The sequence below is a fragment of the Undibacterium sp. GrIS 1.8 genome (assembly GCF_040544445.1).
Classification (GTDB): Bacteria; Pseudomonadota; Gammaproteobacteria; order Burkholderiales; family Burkholderiaceae_D; genus Undibacterium.
This window is the reverse complement of sequence record NZ_JBEONQ010000004.1, coordinates 79,321-99,203: the sequence shown is the minus strand read 5'-3', so window position 1 is coordinate 99,203 and position 19,883 is coordinate 79,321. Positions and strand designations below refer to the sequence as shown.

The following is a 19,883-nucleotide window of genomic DNA, read 5'->3' as shown; positions in this document are numbered from 1 at the left end:
AACTCTGCCACTAAACTGGCTAAGTTACGTATACAAAAATTACTGAGAAAAAAACTGTTTTCAGGAAAAGGTATCCTGCTAAAAAATAACTATGAGTGGCTGCGGATTTTAGTTTGTGACAAAAAATCGCGGCACATTTAAGCTTAAAGCTTATATTTTTAAATTGTAGTTGTGCTCAAATAGTATCACTAGTGAAATAAAAAATTATCTGTGTAAAGCCCTCATTGCAAATATTCTGTTGTTAATCAGCGCAATCAGGAACAAGCGATAGAATTTTTTATACGATGACAATGTGATTAATGATGCTCGGTTCAATACTGAGTTTATTGATCATGCGGCGATCACTTAGCCAAGCATTGTTAGGTAGTCGCTGCCAATCGATTAATAAGCCTGCGCCCTGATTGAATATGCCAGAGCACTAGCAGCGGCAATAGCATGCCGACAATCCAATGCGATAAAGACCAAATAGAATGATTGGTCTCACTCACCAGGTAATACAAAGCATAACCACTCAGTGTCAGCCAGATCAGCAACACAATCATAAGCCAGCCTGTCAGCTGGTTGCGGCGGGCATTGTTGGCACGACGGATGTGGTTATTCAACAAACTGCCGATAAAAAATAAAGCGAGCATGGCAACTGCTCCATGCAACTGCATAGACAGATGTTCTAAGGGGTTAATTGTTTCGCCAAATTCGCCAGGCACTCGCAAAAAATAATGCGCAAGCAACCATACAACACCGCTCAGTAATAAAGCAGTACCTACGCTATAAAGCGTCCAGCGATGCCAGCGCTCTAAACGGAAGCTCACTGCGCGGCTACGTGAGTGTGATAGTTGATGCTGGTTATGTTTCATAAAGCAAGCATAAGTACTAAAAAAGGCGGTAACCAAAAAGGAAATAAATCGCGGCAAAGAAGCGATAGCAGAAAATACTCAATACAGATATTCAATGCATATATTCAATAAAGGAAGCAGCTCTAGCGATCTTAAAAAAACAAGAATGCAGAGGCTCAGATTATAAAGGCATGAGCATCGAATTGTGCCAGGCATGCATGACCAGCATCAGCACTCGCCATCACTACTTTGGTCAATGCATCCGCCAAAATACATTGCGGTGCGACGACCGAGACACTAACTTTATCCAGCATCGCTGCGCCAGTCTGGCCATGTACTAGTGCGCTGTAACTACCTTGTGTGGTCTGCACTAAAGAAAAATAGCTGGCGGACGTTGCCAGTGCTTGATTTTGTAAATTGAGTTTGTACGCCAAGTTGGATGGACAGGCAGGGTCGCGTAAAAGGACTTCAATAGGGTCGTCCCCCTCGTCACCTATTAGACGTAAATCGCCACCAGCGTTGACGCACGCTTGCCGGACACCAACTTGCTGCAAACTTTGTATCGCCAGATCGACCGCATAACCCTTGGCGATTCCACCTACATCTAGCCAGTCGGCTCGTTGTTTTTTTAGTGTACCTTCAGCCGTCAAAGTAAACGCCGTCTTTTGCGCTTGATATGTTTGGTACAGCGTACGCTCTTGCTCAGTCGCTGGTAGCAAGTCCCATTCCATCAGGCGACCGGCGATTCTGACATCAAATAAACCCGCGCTGGCATCACTGATCTGCATTGCTGTCTGCAAGACGTGGTAAGTATGTACATCAATCTCTACAATAGCACCGACATCAGCATGATTGATACGACTGATGTCGCTATCCGCCGCATGAAAACTCATCAGGCGATGGACCAGAGCGATTGATTGAAATGCCTGCTCAAACGCGGTTGCTAGCGCGATATCCGTCATCGCATCAGCAATACTGATTTCTACCATCGTCCCCAACCAAGGCTGCGCCCTGCGCTTCATTTTTTTTGCGTCGCCGTTGCTGCCGTTGTTGATGTCGAAACCATTGCCACCTGCGCCACTGCTGCGATTCTGCGTGCGCCGTCCGTGACATGGGTACAAGATAAGGTCGCACCGCTGATATTAGAAATGCCCTCGCCTACACGCAAACCCGCAGACGCGGATTTGCCCACAAACTGCTGACGCCAATTCGCATTTCTGATTTCAGCACCATGGCTTTCACGATAGTTCAGTATTTCTATCTGCTTAACGCTCGCATCTGGCAACAAACCGACTGCGTATGAAATTAGCTCAAATTTGCCCACTACATCGTCCAACACAATATAACCAAGGAGCTTGCCGTCTTTGTAGGCCATTGCAGTACGCCATGCAGCCGAACGAGCTGGCAAACCTGCTAGTTTTTCGATCTGCTGCATTTGATCCAGCGTCAGTTGCAAGGTAGCGGATTTAAACTCAGTCGCATCAGGAAACATCACCTTTTGCGCCTGTTCTGCGGTCAGATATTGTGTCGCAAAAGCAGACGTATTCATACCTGCCAGGCTCATTAATACCAAAGGTGCGATCGCTGTTGTTCTCATCACGCTGCTATTTTCATCACGTTGTTATTACTCTCTAGTCATTTCAATATTATTTCTAATTATTTATTGGATCAGCATAAATTAAAACGAATATCCGACACCAAGATTGAGGCGATCACGGCTGCTATCCAATTTAAACTTCTGATAATCCGCTTTCAACACTACGCCTTCACCAATCTTAAAGCTAGCGCCAATTGTGGCTACTTTTTCGTCTGCCTGCGGCGCTATGCCCAGACCTTGTGGCACTGCGCTATAGCTATGTGCAGTATTAAACAACTCATAGCGAACAAATGGGGTAAAACTATACTCTTCGTTTTTCCACAATTGGTAAGCGGCCTGCGTATACCAGCCATAAAAAGAAGACGGCACAGGCGTTGGCTGGCCGATAAAGGTCAGATTCAACGCATCGGTATTACTAATCGTGCCACGAGTATAAACCGCAGATAAATCCCACAGCCCAGGCGTATAGCGGGCATGCATATCCCATAAAGTAACGCGAGAATCATTCGCTGCAAAATCAGCCGTCGCTTGTCCAGCCTTGCCAGTAAAAACAAAACCGCCTATTAGCAAACCAGGAATACCGCGCCAGTTTAAGGCAGCATGCATGCTCAAGTCATGCGACTTAGCTAATTGCCCTTCCTGATGAATACTCCCCAGCGGCGACTCGGTGCCATCGGCTGAAGCGGTATCCCATTTACTCAAATCAAATCCGGTAGTCAGACCTAAATCCCAGGTCAGGCCATTGTCGTGTGTGCGTGACAGTCCAAAGCCTGCCTCGCGCCAAGTCGAAGGAATAATCGCCGTCTCTACAAAATTGCGGTGTACGCCGTAATACGCGGTCGGCTCGTGATTGGTGTTGATCAAACCTACTGGCATCAGGAACAAACCTGCTTTAGCGCGCAAGCCATTGTTGAACTCATGCTCCACATACAATTGCTCAACCTCAGATTCGCCTTTGTCATCGGCAGACGTGACTGCATGCTCCCATTCAAATTCAGCGACCATCTTGGTCTTTTCATCAAACCGGTGGGTGATGCCGATTACAGCCCGTGCTACGTCTGTCTCTGCCTGGTTGGTTGCGTTTTTAGGACGAGTGTAATTAATCTCACCGTAGCTGGTAACTACTGTAGATTGCGCCCAAGAACCCGCTCCTGATGACGCGCCAGTTGCACCATTGCCAGCAGCGCCAGAAGCAGCAACAGGTGCGATCGATGCGCTAACGGTGCTGGCCAATGCCTCTTGCTTTTGCTCTACGACGTCTGTTTTCTTACGGGTAGCCGCCAGTTCCGCTTTTATCGCATCTAATTCAGCAGCGAGTTTTTCTATTCTTTGAAGTAATTCCGCCTCACTTGCGTGGGCTGGAAATACAATTGCCGTGCTCAAAAATGCAATGCTCAAGGCTTGTGCTACTAAAGTTTTTTTCATGATATTTTCCCTGTCAGATACGCTTATTTGTTGATTGTTATGTTGACTGCTGTGTTATTCGGCGGTCTTGTTTGATACCGTATTTAGGTAACTTATTTAGGTAGCTTATTTATGTAACTTAAATAGATAACTTATTTAGATGACTTATTTAGTCGCTTTATAGCCGTCATTCAATGTGCCGAGGAACTTAATCACGTCCTCAATCTCGTCTGCCGACAATGCCGGAGCCATACCGCGTGTGCGGTTATAAGGCACTTCAGTCACGTTGACATTGCCTTGATATTGCGCCGGCAAATCATTGAATTTAGCTACAGAGCCATCAGCTGAGACCGGATACCATTCCTCAGGATTAGTATCGCGCCGGACATAAAAACCAATCGCATCCCGTAAATTCTTAAAGCGACCATTATGGAAAAATACCTTACGGGTCGCCACATTGCGCAGCGTCGGCACTTTAAACGCGCCACATAAATCAGTACGGGCAGTCAGATCCTGGCGATCAGGACCGCATAAACCAAGGTCAAAATAGGTAGCATCAGCATTTGCCGGAATATCCGTATTGCGCGGAACACCAATATTGTCGTAAGTAAAATCTGTGAACAAAGGTGACGAGCCGTCAGCCCCTTTGCTACTGATGTGGCACGCAGCACAATTACCTTTGGTGGGATTATTGAACAAGGCTAAGCCACGCAACTCAGCATCCTCAAATTTGACGGTACCGGCCAAAAATTGATCGTACTTAGAATCATAAGGATGAAAATCTTTATCCTCTTTTTGATATTGCTGCAATGCGAATGTGATGCGATCAAACGCCGTATCTGCATCATCCAAAACAGCAGCACCAAACACTTGCCGGAATTGTTCTGCATAGCTTGCGCGCTTCAGACTTGCCAGCACATCTGCTTTGCTAGCATTCGCCATTTCATGCGCAGCCAGCAGCGGGCGTTGTGCCTGGATTGCCAGCGTCAGCGCCCTGCCATCACGATTAAAACCACCCGTCGGCGTGCCATCTGCGGCGAAGAAAAAAGTCGGCGTCAGATTCAGATAACGCAAAGAAGGCGCGGCACGAAAACCCGGCACGTCTAAATTTTTCCCGCCTAACTGTACTGACAAATCATTGGTTTGCGCATGAGCATTATCAGGATTATGGCAAGACGCGCAAGCTAATTTGCCTGATGCTGACAAGCTGGCATCTCTAAAAATCTTTGCGCCCAGCGCCGCTTGCGGACTCAGATCTGCATCCGCATCAGAAGGGGCAACGGCACCACTGGCAACCGCAGAACTAGCGCTGCCGCCAGAACCGCCACCACAAGAGCTGATCATGGTCACCAGACAAATTGATAAGGCGATCTTGGTAGCAATCTTGGTAGCAATCTTTGAAGTAATCGTCGAAACCGTAAGACGGTTGCATCCGGCAAATCGAGACATAAACGTTTTCTTCAGCATGTGATGGATGCCAATTTTTTCTTGCTGCATGTTATTTTTATTCCTTCGGGATCAGACTGATGAGAGCACATCGGGTTGTTACTGCTGTGCTTTTATAGTTATTTAGGCACACATCAAAAATTACTTAATCACATGCAAATTAGTAAAAATTCATCTGATTAAAATAACAAATCATTACGAAAATCTACGAATGCAAATGAGAATGATTGTAATTATACTTATCCGATTTGTAGCTAAGCAAGGTAAGTGTAAGCAAATGTAATTTTAAAAAACCGGAATAAAACAAGGCTGGCAATCAGATTGCAGCGGTCGCCGCAACATGCACAAGCTCGCACGAGAAATCTGAATATTCTAAAGAACAGCTAAGCATAAATACATACTCCCACAGTGTATATATTAGATGCCCATATGATTATTGGTCATTAAGCTATTTTTATAAATAAATGATGGGAGTATATTTAAACAGATAGTAATCAGATTTAAGTCGACTATGGCAAAAAGCATTACGTAAGGTCTGATCGGATCTTATGCAAATTGCCAATCTGATTAAAAGTTAGCTGAAGATAAAGTAAGTTCTAGCTCAATAAACATCGGGTCAGCTTGTCAACACGATGCAAAATAGAGACGATTACACTCTATCTAGTACCGCACTAACTGGTCTACGTATCGAGTAAGGTAGCAATGAGCCACGGCCAAAACGCACAACCAGATCGGGGCGCGCATTCCCCAATCCCAACGCAGTGGCAAAGTGCGGCCGAATCGTTCCTACTTCAACTGGTTGATTCAGCATGGCATTACGAATACCCAGTGCGGTCGCTTGCAGTGCGAACCGTTGATAACAACGACCAACCTCAACCCAGTGTTCCGGATCACTGACGTCAGAAAAAAATATTGCCAGGCCAGACGAGTTGCGGATTTGCCTGATATTGCGCTCATTCTCAGATCGGAGCGTGAAAAACCAATTCATCATTTGGCCCCCTAACCACTCTGGCATCGCTGGGTTACCAGATGCTGCCGCATACAATCCATCGCCAGTCCTATCCGCCTGCTGCGGACTAAAACGAATCCAGCTTTTTAATTCTTTGACGAATGCAGCATTATTCATCTGCGCCGTATTTCCAGCGACGACATACTCCAGCACTTTCTCTGCCATACGATGCTCAGTAATAAGCATGAGATGAATGCCACCGCCATGATTGCTAGAGCCCGCCAGTTCAAGCAAACGTAATTCTTCATTGGACAGCGGCCGGTTATCGTAGTCGCCTCGGGTAGATTGACGCACCGGAATGGCTGCCGCAAAGCTGGACGACTGCGCTCGAGTTGGCTCTAACGAAATAGCAATGGCGCCAGCCCCGACAGAGTCAAAGCGCGGTTCAGCCCAAAGACCATTTGCCAATGCGGCATGCACCAAGTTCTCAGCGGCGCAACCTAATGAAATAAACAAATGATGATCATCTGGATCAACGACAGGACAGCGCCGCGTCAAATCCGGCATAATCGAGACCAATTTCGGCTGCAACTGAAATTGCCAGCATTGGGTATTATGACTCGATGGCGCCAGAGTCGAGTAACGCACCAGTTCGCGTAGCAGCGAGGAATAATAGCCGCCATCCCCAACTGGCTGATCAGACATCGGCGACCTTAGGTCACGCAAGAGTTGTTCGTGATGGATATCGGAGGAGCACGAGCTCAACACAGGCGAAGCCACTGCAAGAGCGCTCACATCTCTCAAAAAATCTCTTCGTTTCATGATGTTCGCCTCGACTGAGCTGATTAAACTAAAACGCTCAATCTAGCAGGTGCGGCTTGTACAGATCGGTGCGACAGCACGCTTAGGCTCGCTTAGAGAGATTTAGCAATCGTCACTGGATTAGATGAATCAATGCGACTAGCTTGCTCAGTGCTCAGTACTCACTGCTCACTGCTTGCACTATCACCCGAGGCTAGCGACCTTTCCAGACCGTTTTCCCAATGTCCAATAAAACACCCCATGCTGTGATGCCAAGTTTGTGCTGGACGTACAGCCGGCCTGCAAAACTTTTGCAATGGCTCTTAGGTGAAGTTTGTGAGGATCGTCTATCCATCGAAGATGAATCTGAATCAATATACTCTCTGCGGGTATATTTTACACACCCATATAATCATTGGACACTAGGGTATATTTCTTACATCTTAAGTGGGAGTATATGGTTTTAGTCAGTAATCTAAGATTACTTTAGCATAAACCCAAATGACATCTCAGCCTCAAGCAAAAGTAGCGACGATGTTGTGGGGCACATGTACCCCGCCAGTGTAGCCAAAGAATTTTTTTGCTTTTAGTGCAACATCCAGACTGGGTATATTTCATCCGAACAAGGAAAAATACAATCTACAGTCGTAATGTCACTCGCCAACTAAGTTCTAGTACACAGAACAATATCCTCGCCGACTACATCTCCGATCTGATATTTTGAATCTGCCCTGACCAAAAAAATAGCTTCTGATATTGCAACAGAACCCCAATTTAATCCTCTTCCAGCTCAGGCAAAATCAGACGGCCGGTGCGGTAGTCATACTCGTACACTTCACCATAACGTCCCCATTCAATCGCGATTTCTAGTACCCGCTTGGCTTCGTCGGCTTCTAAAAATTCTGCCAGTAATTCTAGGAAAGGTTCTTCCGGTAAGCTGCCGTTCGGATCGATTTCTAAATTGCCGCGGATGTTGGCGGCGAGTGGTACGTGGGTTAATAATTGATGTCCGAAGAGTTCTTGCTTTAAGGCCTGATCGGCATCGACATACCGTTGTCCCAATGGCGTCAGGATGATGTCGCCTTTTTCGATGATTGCCAGACCCAATAGGCCTAGTGCCTCGTACGTTGGGAATAATTCTTCATCTGACAATTCAGATTCTTCTGCCAGTTGCGGCAAATCGGCACGACCGTTGAACGGTGCATCGGCCAGTAAGTCGAGTACGCCTTCGATCCGGCTGACGTCGGTATCTGGCAAACGGTAGCCAAGATGCTCTGGCGAAGGACGACCAGAGACGGTTTCAGGTGTATGGCGCATAGTCATAAGGCCATATACCTCGTCAATCAAAGCCCTCACCTCGGCAGACTCCACATTGCGTGGACGCGGCAAATCAATTTTGATTTCACAACGCACGCTGCCTGGGTCGCTGGACAAAATAATGATGCGATCTGCCATCATCACGGCTTCTTCAATATTGTGCGAAACAATCAGAATGCCTTTGGTTGGAATACGGCTTTCCTCCCATAGCTCCAGCATATCGTTACGTAAGGTTTCGCCAGTTAAAACGTCCAACGCAGAGAAGGCTTCGTCCATCAGTAGTACATCTGGATTCGTCACCAGTGCGCGGGCGATACCTACACGTTGCTTCATACCGCCAGAAAGTTCGCGTGGTAAAGCGCCGCCAAAACCAGCCAGACCGATCATCTCTAAAACGGCATCGGCTCGCTCTTCCCGTTCTTTGACCGGAACTCCTTGCGCCTCTAAACCCAGCTCGACATTTTGCTGCACGGTTAACCAAGGGAATAGCGCGAATGATTGAAACACCATGGCAACGCCCGCGACCGGACCATAAATCGGTTTGTCGCGGTAAGCAACCTTGCCTTTGTCAGCAGGGATCAAGCCTGCCATGATGCGCAATAAAGTAGATTTACCAGAGCCGGATTTACCCAGCAAGGCGACGATCTCGCCTTCTTTTAGCTGGAAATCGACCTTATCTAAAATTAAGCGGGCAGTACCATCGGCTGCACGAAAGGATTTGGCTACGGCGTTTAAATCAATTAATAATTTTTGAGTCATCATTTATCCTCTTCACACTGATGCTAAAAGCAGTTTTGACTGCATATCAATGCGCTAAATTCTAGTGGCTGCGATCTTCAGCGAGCAAATACAGTTTGCGCCAGAAAAACCGATTCAATAACATGACGAAAACGCACATCACGCCAATCGCCAGCGCGTTGCGATGAAAATCTCCTGCTTCGGTCATTTGCTTGATGTAACTACCCAGACCATCAGCAATCAAAGTCGTTTTACCCCAGGTTACATATTCAGCTACGATACTGGCATTCCAGGAGCCGCCGCTGGCCGTAATTGCACCAGTGATGTAGCTAGGGAAAATGGCGGGCAAATACACGCGCTTCCACTTTAGCCAGCCTTTTAAACCTAGATTATCTGCGGCCAGGCGCAACTCGTTCGGAATCGCAGAAGCACCGGCAATCACGTTAAATAAGATGTACCACTGAGTACCAAACACCATCAGCGGACTGAGCCAGATATTCGGTGTGAGTTCAAAACGTACCATCATAAAAACGACGATAGGGAATAAAAAATTCACCGGAAACGCGGCTAAAAATTGCGCCACGGCCTGCACTCGTTGTGAGTATTGCGGGCGCAAACCTATCCATACTGCAATCGGCACCCAAACCACTGAAGCAAGTCCAATTAATAACATGACGCGGGTTAGGGTGATAAACCCCAGAAAAACTACATGCGCAACCTCACCCCAGCCAACTTCGGTATGTATATATACCAGCAAACTAATAGCTGCAATGGCAGAACCGAGCACCAGAAAAACATCCCATGCCCGAGACCAAAACGGATGCGGCTCACGCACAATTGCCTGTGGCGATGTACCGTCGTAAGTTACGCTGAACCAGCCCAACGCGCGGCTTAACCATTGCCAAAAACTTTCAGTCCATTCGCGGAACCAATGACTATTGCGCATCCAGTCCAGCAACCAGGATTGCTGCGCAGATTCGCCCTGACTTTCTTCAAAACGGAATTTATCTGCCCATGCCAATAAGGGTCGGAAGAATAGTTGGTCGTAGAGCAAAATACCGGTCAACATGGCAGCAATCGCATAGGCAATTGCCATGCCGTTTTTAGATTCAATCGCTACTGCAATATACGAGCCCATACCCGGCAATTTAATATCTTGCCCAGCGACAGAAATCGCCTCGGCAGCAACTAGCAGAAACCAGCCACCTGACATCGACATCATCATGTTCCACAACAAACCTGGCATCGCAAATGGCAGTTCTAAGCGCCAGAACCGCTGCCAGCTAGACAATCTGAAGATACGTGCGGCTTCACTCAATTCTGGCGGCACAGTGCGCACCGATTGATACAGACTAAAAGTCATATTCCAGGCTTGCGAGGTAAAGATCGCAAAAATCGCTGCGCACTCAACGCCCAACAAATCACCGGAAAAAAGCGCAATAAACGGGGAAATCGTAATTGCCTGAAAACCCAGAATTGGCAGCGATTGCAAAATATCCAGCAATGGGATCATGACTTTTTCTGCCGCTGCATATTTGACGGCAATCGCGACAAAAGCAAAGCTGAACAACAAAGCAAAAGCCAGAGCCGTAAACATACGCAAAATTGTGCGCAATAAGTAATAAGGCAAGTAACTTGGATCAAGCGAGATCTCTAAAATCTCGCCGACCACAAAGGGACGACTCATCTGCATTGCGGCAAAGGCAAATGCAACGATCAGTAATAAAACCAATGGCAATAAAGCCCAATCCCAGCGATTAGGCCCTTTGTTAGGATCGCTTAAAGACCCTTTGATAACGCTCGTGAGTACAGAGCGTTTTTGCGGATTAAAAAGTTCGAACAAACTACCTCCCTGACCAGCTACGCATAGGTCATGACTAAAAACAGCACATGCCAGGCAAACTAAGCTACTGAACTTGGGTATCTGTCAGGCAGAGTACAAGCTTCCGGTGCTAAGCCGCTACGCCAAATTAAGCATGCGTTGAGTACGTTGTTAAGTACGTTAGTGGGGGTAAGTAAGGATGTGCAGCATGCAGATGTTGCAGGCTATTTTTGACATCACTACTTGCCATTATCTGGCAAAGTAGCGACAGGAGTTCTGAGGTTACAGTGCCAAGGTGTGGTCGATATAAGATCGACTACTATAACTATCCACAGAAAAACTCCAATAAGACGAAGCGCGAACTTTACCACGATAGAACAAGGCTTGGCAACCCGGTTTTAGCAGTTAATTTACGCCGATAAAGCACCACGGAAGTACGCTCATTTTGCCGCTTGTTTGTTACTACTCAGTGACCATACTTTGACCATACTTTAACTCAACTTTGACCAAATTTTTAACGACGTTTTGGTGGAATTAATAAGGCAATCGACCAACAATTCAGTGATACTTTTTTATATGCTCTTTTAAAATTTCAGCAATTTCTTTTTGTTCGTATTTCAGCGCAAAATCCAGTGCGGTCAAACCTAGTTGATTTTTTACAGTAGCGTCCGCGCCCTCGTCCAATAGCAAAGTAATTGCTTCTGATTTGCCAGAACGTACCGCCATCATCAACGGCGTGGTTTTATTGGGCGATTCTGTGTCGATGTATGCTGAATGCTCTAGCAGTAGAGAGATGATTTCCAGATTGCCTTTTGCAGCGGCATAATGCAGCGCCGTCCAGCCGGGCTGGTTGATCTGCGCGTCGGCGGCGATCAGTTTTTTTACTGCCTCGATGTTATCCTCATAGCTGGCGATCATCAGTGCGGTATCACCGTTGTTTGCTCTAGCCTCGATTTTTATCTCTGGCTGCGCCATTAGTAGATTAAACACTTTGTCGGAATGTTCACGCAGAGCGAGCATTAATATAGTCTCGCCTCTGCCTGGCTCTACCGAGTTTGGGTCGATGCCTTTAACTAGCAGGTCTTGAACCACTTCAACATAATCAAATTTGACGGCGGTGATCAGATCGTCGTAAGACCCTGCATGTGCTGAAGTAGGCAAAAACAGATTGGTAACTAACAGCAGTATGGACAGCATCCAAAGTGCAGTGCGGCGTTGGCTAAAAACTGGCACTAATCTTAGCTTGCCTTCTAAATCAGTAGCTCTGAAGTTAGTTTCTAAATTGATCCGGAATTGATTTTGCATCTTATTGCGCTAGATTGAATAATTTAAAAAAATTCTCAGTCGTCGCTTCTTGCACCTGTTTGACTGAAATCCCTTTTAAGTCAGCTAAAAATTCACCCACATGGCGCACAAAACCAGGTTCATTCATTTTGCCTCGATGCGGCGTGGGTGCCAGATAAGGTGAATCGGTTTCGATCAAAATGCGTTCTAAAGGCAAAGCACGTGCAACCGCTTGTAGATCTTTGGCACTCTTAAAAGTCAGGATACCGGAGAAAGAAATATAAAAATCCATTTCAATCGCCGCCAGCGCAACTTCTAAAGACTCGGTAAAGCAATGCATCACACCACCAACGCCACCTTGGGCAATGCCAGCGCCCTCTTCTTGCATAATACGGATGGTGTCTTCTGAGGCTGATCGGGTGTGGATAATCAACGGCTTGCGACTGAGCCTAGAGGCACGGATATGCTGCCGGAACCGCTCGCGCTGCCATTCCAGATCACCTGTCAGCCGGAAATAATCCAGGCCGGTCTCGCCTATGGCAATAATTTTTGGATGCTGTGACAAGTGCACGAGTTGCTCTGCACTCGGCTCCTCGGTGTCTTCATAATCTGGATGGACGCCCACCGACGCGTAGATATTTGGATATGCTTCTGCCAGTGCCAATACCTGCGGAAAATGCGGCAAATCAACCGACACGCACAGGGCATGCGTAACACCGTTCTCCTCCATTTTCGACATAATTTCTGGCATGCGTATCGCCAGTTCAGGGAAATTAATATGGCAATGAGAGTCGATATACATAAGATAAAAAAGCAAATGAAGGGGATGACATAGGATAGCCTAATTTTTAAGCAAGAGCTTTGCTTTCAACTCAGATTCCTCATTGGAATAATGGATTGAGAGAATAAATTACTCCCACCCCGTATATATTAGGTGTCCAAGTAAAGTCTGGACAACAAAGCGATTTTACTAAAAATAATGGGGAGTATATTTAAATCTGTGCAAAACTAGGTCTGAATTTGTCAGGAAAAATCAATGTTATCAGACGCGGAAGCCTGATCAAACCTGTAAGACAAATCAGCGGCCAGAGCGGTGCTTATCCATCACCGCCATCACCGCATTGGAGGACAATTCGGCTGTATCACGTAATAGCGTGTGATGCATGTCGGTAAAACGCTGCTGAAGTGAGTCACGCAATGACGTATCGTTTAATTGCTTCCACAAAGCCTCTGCTAAAGCTTCTGGCGTTGCGGCACTTTGCAAAAATTCAGGTACGACAAATTCACGCTCAAGAATATTCGGCAAACCTATCCATGGCTGATACCCCATGTGCCGCATGATTTGCCATGATGCTTCCATCATTTTATAAGCGATCACCATTGGTTTTTTAAATAAAGCGACCTCTAGCGACGCGGTACCTGAGGCGACTAATACAACGTCCGCAGCAGCAATTGCCGTATGTGATCGGCCATCGATCAGCAACACGGGTACACCTTCTAACTTGGCTTGTACCACTAGTTTGATGTAGTAACTGCGTTGTTTGGAGCCAGCCATCGGCACCACGATTTGCAACTGAGGATCGCGCGCACATAAGATTTTTGCAGCACTGATAAACGTCGCCGTGTTGTACTTAATTTCTGACATCCGGCTGCCAGGTAACACCGTCAAGATTCTTGCATCCGCGGGAAAGCCCAGTTCTTCCCGCGCAGCTGCAGTGTCGATTTCTAGCGGGATCACTTGCGCTAAAGGATGGCCGACATAGGTGACCGGAATACCGGCATCGCGGTAAATTTTTTCCTCAAACGGAAAGACGACCAGCATATGCGAGACGGCTTCAGCAATTTTTTTGATACGTCCGCCACGCCACGCCCAGATCGACGGGCTGATGTAATGCATGGTCGGTATACCAGCTCGCTTGAGCTGGATTTCTAAATCCAGGTTGAAGTCTGGAGCGTCAACGCCGATAAATACGTCAGGCTTTTCTACAAGCAAACGCTCACGCAATTGTTTACGAATCCCACTGATCTCTCGGTAATGCGCTAATACTTCAAACAAGCCACGTACTGCCAGTTTATCCATTGGCCAGTCGTTGATAAAACCGTACTCAGCCATCCTTGGCCCGCCAATCCCATGCATTACGGCATCAGGTAATTGTTTTCTGAGGCCGGACAACATACGATTAGCCAGCATGTCGCCAGAGGTTTCACCAGCGACCATAGCAATGACGGAATTGTTTGACAAGAGTAGTCCAATACAAAAAGTACACAAACACAGTGAAGTAAATGGAGCTTGATTTAAGCCTAGTTGAAGCTCGTTCAAAACTCATCTAAAGTTTATTGGGCTACCGCATACCGCTAAAATTAACGCACAATGCCGCGTGTGGTGGTATCAAGAAACTGGCGCATTTGCTGGACGTGCTGCGCTTCGCTGTCAGGCAAGTCGGCAATCTCTTGATCCAAAGCAGATTTCGCCTCGTCTAATGTCAAACCTGACTTGTAGATAGTTTTGTAGGCTTGGCGCAAAGCAGAGATTTGGGCACGATCAAACCCACGTCGTTTCAAGCCTTCAATATTGATGCCATGCGCCTGAGCGGGGTTGCCAGACAAAAGCACGAAAGGAGGTACGTCTTGCGTCAGGCTGGTATTCATCCCGACAAAAGCATGCGGGCCGATTTGAGTAAATTGATGTACCGCCGCAAAGCCGCTTAAAATTACCCAGTCGCCAATCTGGACATGACCGGCTAATGCCGCATTGTTGGAGAAGATCGTACGATTGCCAACCTGGCAGTCATGCGCAATATGCACATAGGCTAAAAACCAGTTATCGCTACCAATACGGGTCAGGCCTTTATCTTGCACGGTACCGCAATTGAAGGTACAAAATTCACGGATCAAGTTACGATCACCAATTTCTAAACGCGTCGCTTCACCAGCATATTTTTTGTCCTGTGCAGGGCCGCCTATGGATGAAAACGGATGAAACTGGTTGTCGCAACCAATGCTGGTGTGGCCATCAATCACCACATGCGATGCAATTTTTGTCCCGGCACCGATCGAGACATTGGGTCCTATAACCGAATACGGACCCACCTCAACCGAGCTGTCCAATGAGGCTTTAGGATCAATCAGTGCTGTTGGATGGATCGCCATGATTTACACCGTCGTAGGAGTGTCAGTGGTTGAGCGTAAGGTACACATTAATTCGCCCTCTACAGCAAGTTGGCCATCAACGGTCGCTTTGGCTTTGTATTTCCAGATACCTCGGGTAATACGCAAAATTTCTACTTCAATTCTTAATTGATCACCAGGCTCTACAGGTCGTTTAAAGCGTGCGCCATCAATGCCTAAAAAGTAGACTATTGTATTTTCATCCGGTTTTTGATCCATCGTCAGGAAAGACAAAATCGCGGCAGTTTGTGCCATTGCTTCTATCATCAAAACACCGGGCATAACTGGCTTATTCGGAAAATGGCCATTGAAAAACTCTTCATTTGCGGTCACATTTTTGATCGCTGTAATACGCTTACCGCTTTCCCAATCCAAAACGCGATCTACTAACAACATAGGGTAACGATGTGGAAGATATTGCTTGATTTGATTGATATCGAGACTGTTCATGATGATTTTTCTGTAAGCGATTTAATGGTTTTTTCTAATTGTCGGATTTTGTCGCGCATGCTGTTTAAATTACGAACAATCGAGGCAGTTTTTTCCCAATCTGCATTTTTTGCTAATGGATAAAAACCTGTATATTGACCCGGTTCTAAAATGGAACGGGTGACCATGCTACCCGACGAAATATGTACGTTATCAACGATATTTAAATGCCCTAACACCATGGCGGCACCGCCAAATGTGCAATGCTTTCCAATTTTGGCACTACCTGCAACCCCGACGCAGCCAGCCATTGCCGTATGCGCTCCGATGTGACAGTTATGCCCAATTTGAATTTGGTTATCCAACTTAACGCCCTCTTCGATGATGGTATCTGCGAGTGCACCGCGATCAATACTGGTATTCGCACCAATTTCCACATCATCACCGATCAACACACGCCCGGTTTGCGGAATCTTAATCCAGTAGCCACGCTCATTTGCAAAGCCAAATCCATCAGCACCAATCACCGCACCCGAATGAATAATCACGCGTTGACCGATACTACAATAGTCGTAAATCGTGACATTAGGATGAACTCGTGTATTGGCATCAAGGTTTACACCTCGCCCGATAAAACAACCCGCGCCGATAACGACGTTTTCAGCAATCACGGCCTCGGCTTCAACCGTAGCATGTGCACCAATAGAGGCGCTGGGAGCGATGACTGCATGTGGACTGACGAAGGCAGTTGGATGTACGCCTTTGTCAGCAGGAATAGCTTGTAAGGCAGCAAAATGTTGGGCTACCCGGGCAAAGTAGACATAAGGATTATCAACGATAATGCAAATACCAAGATATAAATCACCGAGAGCAGCATGATCTGTCGCAGACAGGATCAATGCAGCAGCGCGTGTCTGCGATACTTGTGAACATAATTTAGAGTTGGATAAAAAGCTGAGTTGGCTAGAACCGGCGTCACTCAAAGGAGCGATGCCAGTGACATCAACATCTGGAGAGCCAATTAATTGACCACCGAAGCGATCGACCAATTCCCCCAGCCGAATGCTTATGGTGGTCATATTTTATTTGGACAGGGCTTTGAGAACCTTGTCTGTGATATCAACGCGTGGATTAAAGTAGACAGCATCTTGCAAGACGATATCGTATTTTTCAGCTTCGGCAATTTGCTTCACGGCTTTTACGGCGCGATCTACTAAAGCAGCGATTTCTTCATTCTTACGCTGATTCAGGTCTTCGCTAAAAATACGTTGTTTGCGTTTGAAATCCTGATCCAGATCCGTTAACTCGCGCTGACGTTTAATTCGCTCAGACTCAGAAATAACGGGAGCATCTTTTTCAAGCTTTTCTGCCATTGCTTTAATTTTAAGGCCCAAATCATCAACTTCTTTGCCGCGCTTAGAAAACTCTTGTTTAATTTTTTCTTCGGCAGCTTTGGCTGGACCAGACTCACGCATAACACGTTGAGAATCAAAAATAGCGACTCTGGAATCCTGTGCATGGACTTGAGCAACGCTGACAAAACAGGCCGCACAAACCATCAGGCTTTGCAACAATTTGGACGGGGTAGTAAGTTGACTCAAAATATTCTCCGAAAAACACTCTCAAATACAAACTCAAACAAGTTAAAACTTAGCAGACCGTTTGTTTAAAATCCAGCACCCAATTGAAATTGGAAAGCTTGTTTTTTATCTTCTGGTTTTGCATTCAATGCTTTACCAATACTCAACTTCAAAGGACCTACAGGTGAAATCCAGCTAATCCCCATACCAGCAGAGTATCGCATATCACTGATACGTATTTTTTGACCTTCATCAAAGACGTTACCACCATCCAGGAAAGTAAACCATCTTAACGACTTATCAGCACCCGGGAATGGCAATTGTAGCTCTATATTACCGAACAACCTGGAAGCGCCACCCAAAGCATCATTATTTGAATCTCGACTTCCCAAAGAAGACGGTTCATAACCGCGGACAGAGCCAATACCGCCCGCATAAAAGTTCTTAAACAATGGATACGGGTTACCCCCAAGACCGTGACCATAATCAAACTCACCATTCATCGCCAACACAACTGAGCGATAAATAGGTTTGAAATATTGATGCTGATAAATTGCGCGATAATATTTGAAACTACCTATAGCAGCAACTTCCAAATTCGCACGTTGATAACGACCAATCGATGGTGTCAGAGCGCTATCTCGACTATCTCTCTGCCACGCCGCTGTTAATGGAAAAGCCGTAGTAACTGCGTTACCAACGCCATAGAGAGGATTAGAGATATCTTTAATGCCGTCACCGTACGTAGCGACGTATGTCAAATACCGCGATGGACTTTGTATGCCATCGAGAGGCGAAAAAGTCTGTACATCCGTGCGTTCAATACCCAAACCAAAGAATACGGTATCAACCTCAGAAAATGGCACACCAAACCGAACGTTACCGCCAGTTGTTTTAACTTTATAATCACCATAACTACCAATGATTGGTCTAGTTGTACGCAAGTAAAGATCAAAACTGCGACTTACGCCATCATCAGTGAAATAAGGATCGACATGAGTCACTGCAATAGTACGGTTTTGACGGCTTGTATTGACATCAAGCCCAATCGTATCACCACTACCAAACGCATTTGCTTGTTGAATTGAACCTGTTAAAGTCAATTTTTCTGCGCCGGAGTAACCTGCACCGAGCAAAATATTACCGGTCGGCTTCTCAGTGATCGTCAAATTCACATCAACTTGATCTGTACTAGTTGGCACTTCTGGCGTTTCTATATTGACGTCTTTAAAATATCCAAGACGATCAACCCTATCGCGAGAAATTTTGATTTTTTCACCGTCATACCAAGATCCTTCGAATTGACGGAATTCTCTACGAATTACCTCGTCTCTGGTTCGGGTGTTACCTGCAAGATTAATGCGGCGTACATAGACTCGCTTACCAGGATCGATAAAGATTGTGAACGCAACTTCTTTCTTTTCTTTATCAAGTTGCGGATTGGCATTAACGTTCGCAAAAGCGTAACCAAAGTTACCCATACGCTCAGAAATACGTTTGGTACTATCCGTTAATCTCGCAGCGTTATAAATGTCACCGCTCTTTAGGGATAACAAAGATTTCAGTTCGTCTTCACGACCGAAAACCTCACCTTCAAGCTTGACGTCAGATACTGTGTATTTGTCGCCTTCTATAATATTGATGGTGATGTAAATATTCTTTTTATCTGGGGTAATAGAAATTTGCGTGGAATCAATTTGCATTTCCAGATAACCGCGATTTTGATAAAAAGATCGCAGTGTTTCTATATCGCCAGACAATTTTTGTTTTGAGTATTGATCAGCCTTGGTGTACCAACTAAACCAACCAGGTGTTGAGAGCGCAAATAATTCACGTAATTCACTATCGGAGAACGCTTTATTACCTACTAAAGTAATCTGTGCAATGCGAGCGATATCACCTTCATTAACTGCAAAAGTAACATTTACCCGGTTACGCTCAATTGGCGTGATTGTTGTCGTAATCTGAACACCATACAAACCGCGCGATAAATATTGACGTTTCAGTTCTTGCTCTGCACGATCCACCGTCGCTTTATCGAAGATTTTTGCTTCACCAACACCAATATCTTTTAAGGCTTTAATCAAAGCATCTTTTTCAAACTCTTTGGTACCGGTGAACTCGACGCCAGCGATAGATGGACGCTCTTCAAGCAAAACAATTAAAACACCGTTTTGCACTTCGATTTGAACGTCTTTAAAGAAACCTGTCGCATACAAAGACTTGATTGCAGTAATACTCTTGGCATCATCAAATACTTCGCCAACTTTAACGGGAAGATAAGTAAATACAGTTCCTGCTTCGGTTCGCTGAATACCCTCTACACGGATATCTTTTACAGTGAATGGCTCAACGGCCAATGCACTTCCTGAACAAACGGCAAGAGCCGCTAATGCCAATATGTGGCGTCGTAATTTAGGCAAAGTATTTGGCAAAGTAAAGTGCTCGATATGTAATTTCATTGGGTGTTATTTAATCTCAAATTTCTACCGGAAAGATCGACAACCAGCAGCAT

At 45.9% G+C, this 19,883-nt stretch carries 16 protein-coding genes; all 16 read right to left on the bottom strand.

Translation table 11 applies throughout. The features are described 5' to 3' along the window. Positions 1-359: 359 nt before the first annotated feature. Complete coding sequence (locus AAKU64_RS03115) at positions 360-809, bottom strand: DUF4405 domain-containing protein (protein ID WP_354361382.1); 450 nt, start codon at positions 807-809, stop codon at positions 360-362. Between the two features lie 200 nt (positions 810-1,009). Beyond that, a complete protein-coding gene (locus AAKU64_RS03110; RefSeq protein ID WP_354361380.1) occupies positions 1,010-1,855 on the bottom strand; it encodes an FAD:protein FMN transferase in 846 nt (281 codons plus the stop codon). Beyond that, complete coding sequence (locus AAKU64_RS03105; RefSeq protein WP_354331438.1) at positions 1,852-2,430, bottom strand: FMN-binding protein; 579 nt, start codon at positions 2,428-2,430, stop codon at positions 1,852-1,854. Before AAKU64_RS03105 ends, AAKU64_RS03110 begins: the two co-directional genes overlap by 4 nt. A gap of 81 nt (positions 2,431-2,511) precedes the next feature. Further along, positions 2,512-3,855 (bottom strand): porin family protein, encoded by a 1,344-nt coding sequence (locus AAKU64_RS03100; RefSeq protein WP_354361378.1) that lies wholly within the window; start codon positions 3,853-3,855, stop codon positions 2,512-2,514. Positions 3,856-3,999: 144 nt separating this feature from the next. Continuing rightward, positions 4,000-5,331 (bottom strand): cytochrome-c peroxidase, encoded by a 1,332-nt coding sequence (locus AAKU64_RS03095; RefSeq protein ID WP_354331433.1) that lies wholly within the window; start codon positions 5,329-5,331, stop codon positions 4,000-4,002. Between the two features lie 598 nt (positions 5,332-5,929). Next, the gene (locus AAKU64_RS03090; protein WP_354331431.1) at positions 5,930-7,051 is read right to left on the bottom strand and encodes an Acg family FMN-binding oxidoreductase; all 1,122 of its coding nucleotides are present in this window, start codon (positions 7,049-7,051) and stop codon (positions 5,930-5,932) included. A 753-nt stretch (positions 7,052-7,804) separates the two neighbouring features. After that, positions 7,805-9,106, bottom strand: a complete 1,302-nt coding sequence (locus AAKU64_RS03085; protein ID WP_354331429.1) for an ABC transporter ATP-binding protein — start codon at positions 9,104-9,106, stop codon at positions 7,805-7,807. Between the two features lie 61 nt (positions 9,107-9,167). After that, positions 9,168-10,928, bottom strand: coding sequence for an ABC transporter permease (locus AAKU64_RS03080; RefSeq protein WP_354361376.1), 1,761 nt, complete (start codon positions 10,926-10,928; stop codon positions 9,168-9,170). Between the two features lie 537 nt (positions 10,929-11,465). Further along, complete coding sequence (locus tag AAKU64_RS03075) at positions 11,466-12,212, bottom strand: ankyrin repeat domain-containing protein (RefSeq protein ID WP_354331425.1); 747 nt, start codon at positions 12,210-12,212, stop codon at positions 11,466-11,468. A gap of 1 nt (position 12,213) precedes the next feature. After that, positions 12,214-12,993, bottom strand: a complete 780-nt coding sequence (locus AAKU64_RS03070) for a TatD family hydrolase (protein WP_354331423.1) — start codon at positions 12,991-12,993, stop codon at positions 12,214-12,216. Between the two features lie 276 nt (positions 12,994-13,269). Then, positions 13,270-14,409 (bottom strand): lipid-A-disaccharide synthase, encoded by a 1,140-nt coding sequence (lpxB, locus tag AAKU64_RS03065; protein ID WP_354331469.1) that lies wholly within the window; start codon positions 14,407-14,409, stop codon positions 13,270-13,272. 143 nt (positions 14,410-14,552) lie between these two features. Beyond that, positions 14,553-15,344: an acyl-ACP--UDP-N-acetylglucosamine O-acyltransferase gene (gene lpxA / locus AAKU64_RS03060; RefSeq protein ID WP_354331467.1), complete on the bottom strand. Its 792-nt coding sequence runs from the start codon at positions 15,342-15,344 to the stop codon at positions 14,553-14,555. Then, entirely contained in the window at positions 15,345-15,809 is a 465-nt protein-coding gene (gene fabZ / locus AAKU64_RS03055; protein WP_354331421.1) for a 3-hydroxyacyl-ACP dehydratase FabZ, read from the bottom strand. Next, on the bottom strand, positions 15,806-16,858 hold the full coding sequence (lpxD, locus tag AAKU64_RS03050) for a UDP-3-O-(3-hydroxymyristoyl)glucosamine N-acyltransferase (protein ID WP_354361434.1): 1,053 nt from the start codon (positions 16,856-16,858) through the stop codon (positions 15,806-15,808). The genes fabZ and lpxD overlap by 4 nt, the downstream gene beginning before the upstream one ends. Positions 16,859-16,870: 12 nt before the next feature. Further along, the gene (locus AAKU64_RS03045; protein WP_322121591.1) at positions 16,871-17,347 is read right to left on the bottom strand and encodes an OmpH/Skp family outer membrane protein; all 477 of its coding nucleotides are present in this window, start codon (positions 17,345-17,347) and stop codon (positions 16,871-16,873) included. A gap of 107 nt (positions 17,348-17,454) precedes the next feature. Next, positions 17,455-19,830: an outer membrane protein assembly factor BamA gene (bamA, locus tag AAKU64_RS03040; RefSeq protein ID WP_354361374.1), complete on the bottom strand. Its 2,376-nt coding sequence runs from the start codon at positions 19,828-19,830 to the stop codon at positions 17,455-17,457. Between the last annotated feature and the right edge of the window lie 53 nt (positions 19,831-19,883).

Excerpts from the sequence above, each read along its gene's own strand:
- fabZ (WP_354331421.1), bottom strand. The coding sequence starts at position 15,809 with ATGAACAGTCTCGATATCAATCAAATCAAGCAATATCTTCCACATCGT.
- AAKU64_RS03105 (WP_354331438.1), bottom strand. The coding sequence starts at position 2,430 with ATGAGAACAACAGCGATCGCACCTTTGGTATTAATGAGCCTGGCAGGT.
- AAKU64_RS03100 (WP_354361378.1), bottom strand. The coding sequence starts at position 3,855 with ATGAAAAAAACTTTAGTAGCACAAGCCTTGAGCATTGCATTTTTGAGC.
- AAKU64_RS03075 (WP_354331425.1), bottom strand. The coding sequence starts at position 12,212 with ATGCAAAATCAATTCCGGATCAATTTAGAAACTAACTTCAGAGCTACT.
- lpxB (WP_354331469.1), bottom strand. The coding sequence starts at position 14,409 with ATGGTCGCTGGTGAAACCTCTGGCGACATGCTGGCTAATCGTATGTTG.
- bamA (WP_354361374.1), bottom strand. The coding sequence starts at position 19,830 with ATGAAATTACATATCGAGCACTTTACTTTGCCAAATACTTTGCCTAAA.
- AAKU64_RS03090 (WP_354331431.1), bottom strand. The coding sequence starts at position 7,051 with ATGAAACGAAGAGATTTTTTGAGAGATGTGAGCGCTCTTGCAGTGGCT.
- AAKU64_RS03085 (WP_354331429.1), bottom strand. The coding sequence starts at position 9,106 with ATGACTCAAAAATTATTAATTGATTTAAACGCCGTAGCCAAATCCTTT.
- AAKU64_RS03045 (WP_322121591.1), bottom strand. The coding sequence starts at position 17,347 with ATGGTTTGTGCGGCCTGTTTTGTCAGCGTTGCTCAAGTCCATGCACAG.
- AAKU64_RS03110 (WP_354361380.1), bottom strand. The coding sequence starts at position 1,855 with ATGAAGCGCAGGGCGCAGCCTTGGTTGGGGACGATGGTAGAAATCAGT.
- AAKU64_RS03070 (WP_354331423.1), bottom strand. The coding sequence starts at position 12,993 with ATGTATATCGACTCTCATTGCCATATTAATTTCCCTGAACTGGCGATA.
- AAKU64_RS03095 (WP_354331433.1), bottom strand. The coding sequence starts at position 5,331 with ATGCAGCAAGAAAAAATTGGCATCCATCACATGCTGAAGAAAACGTTT.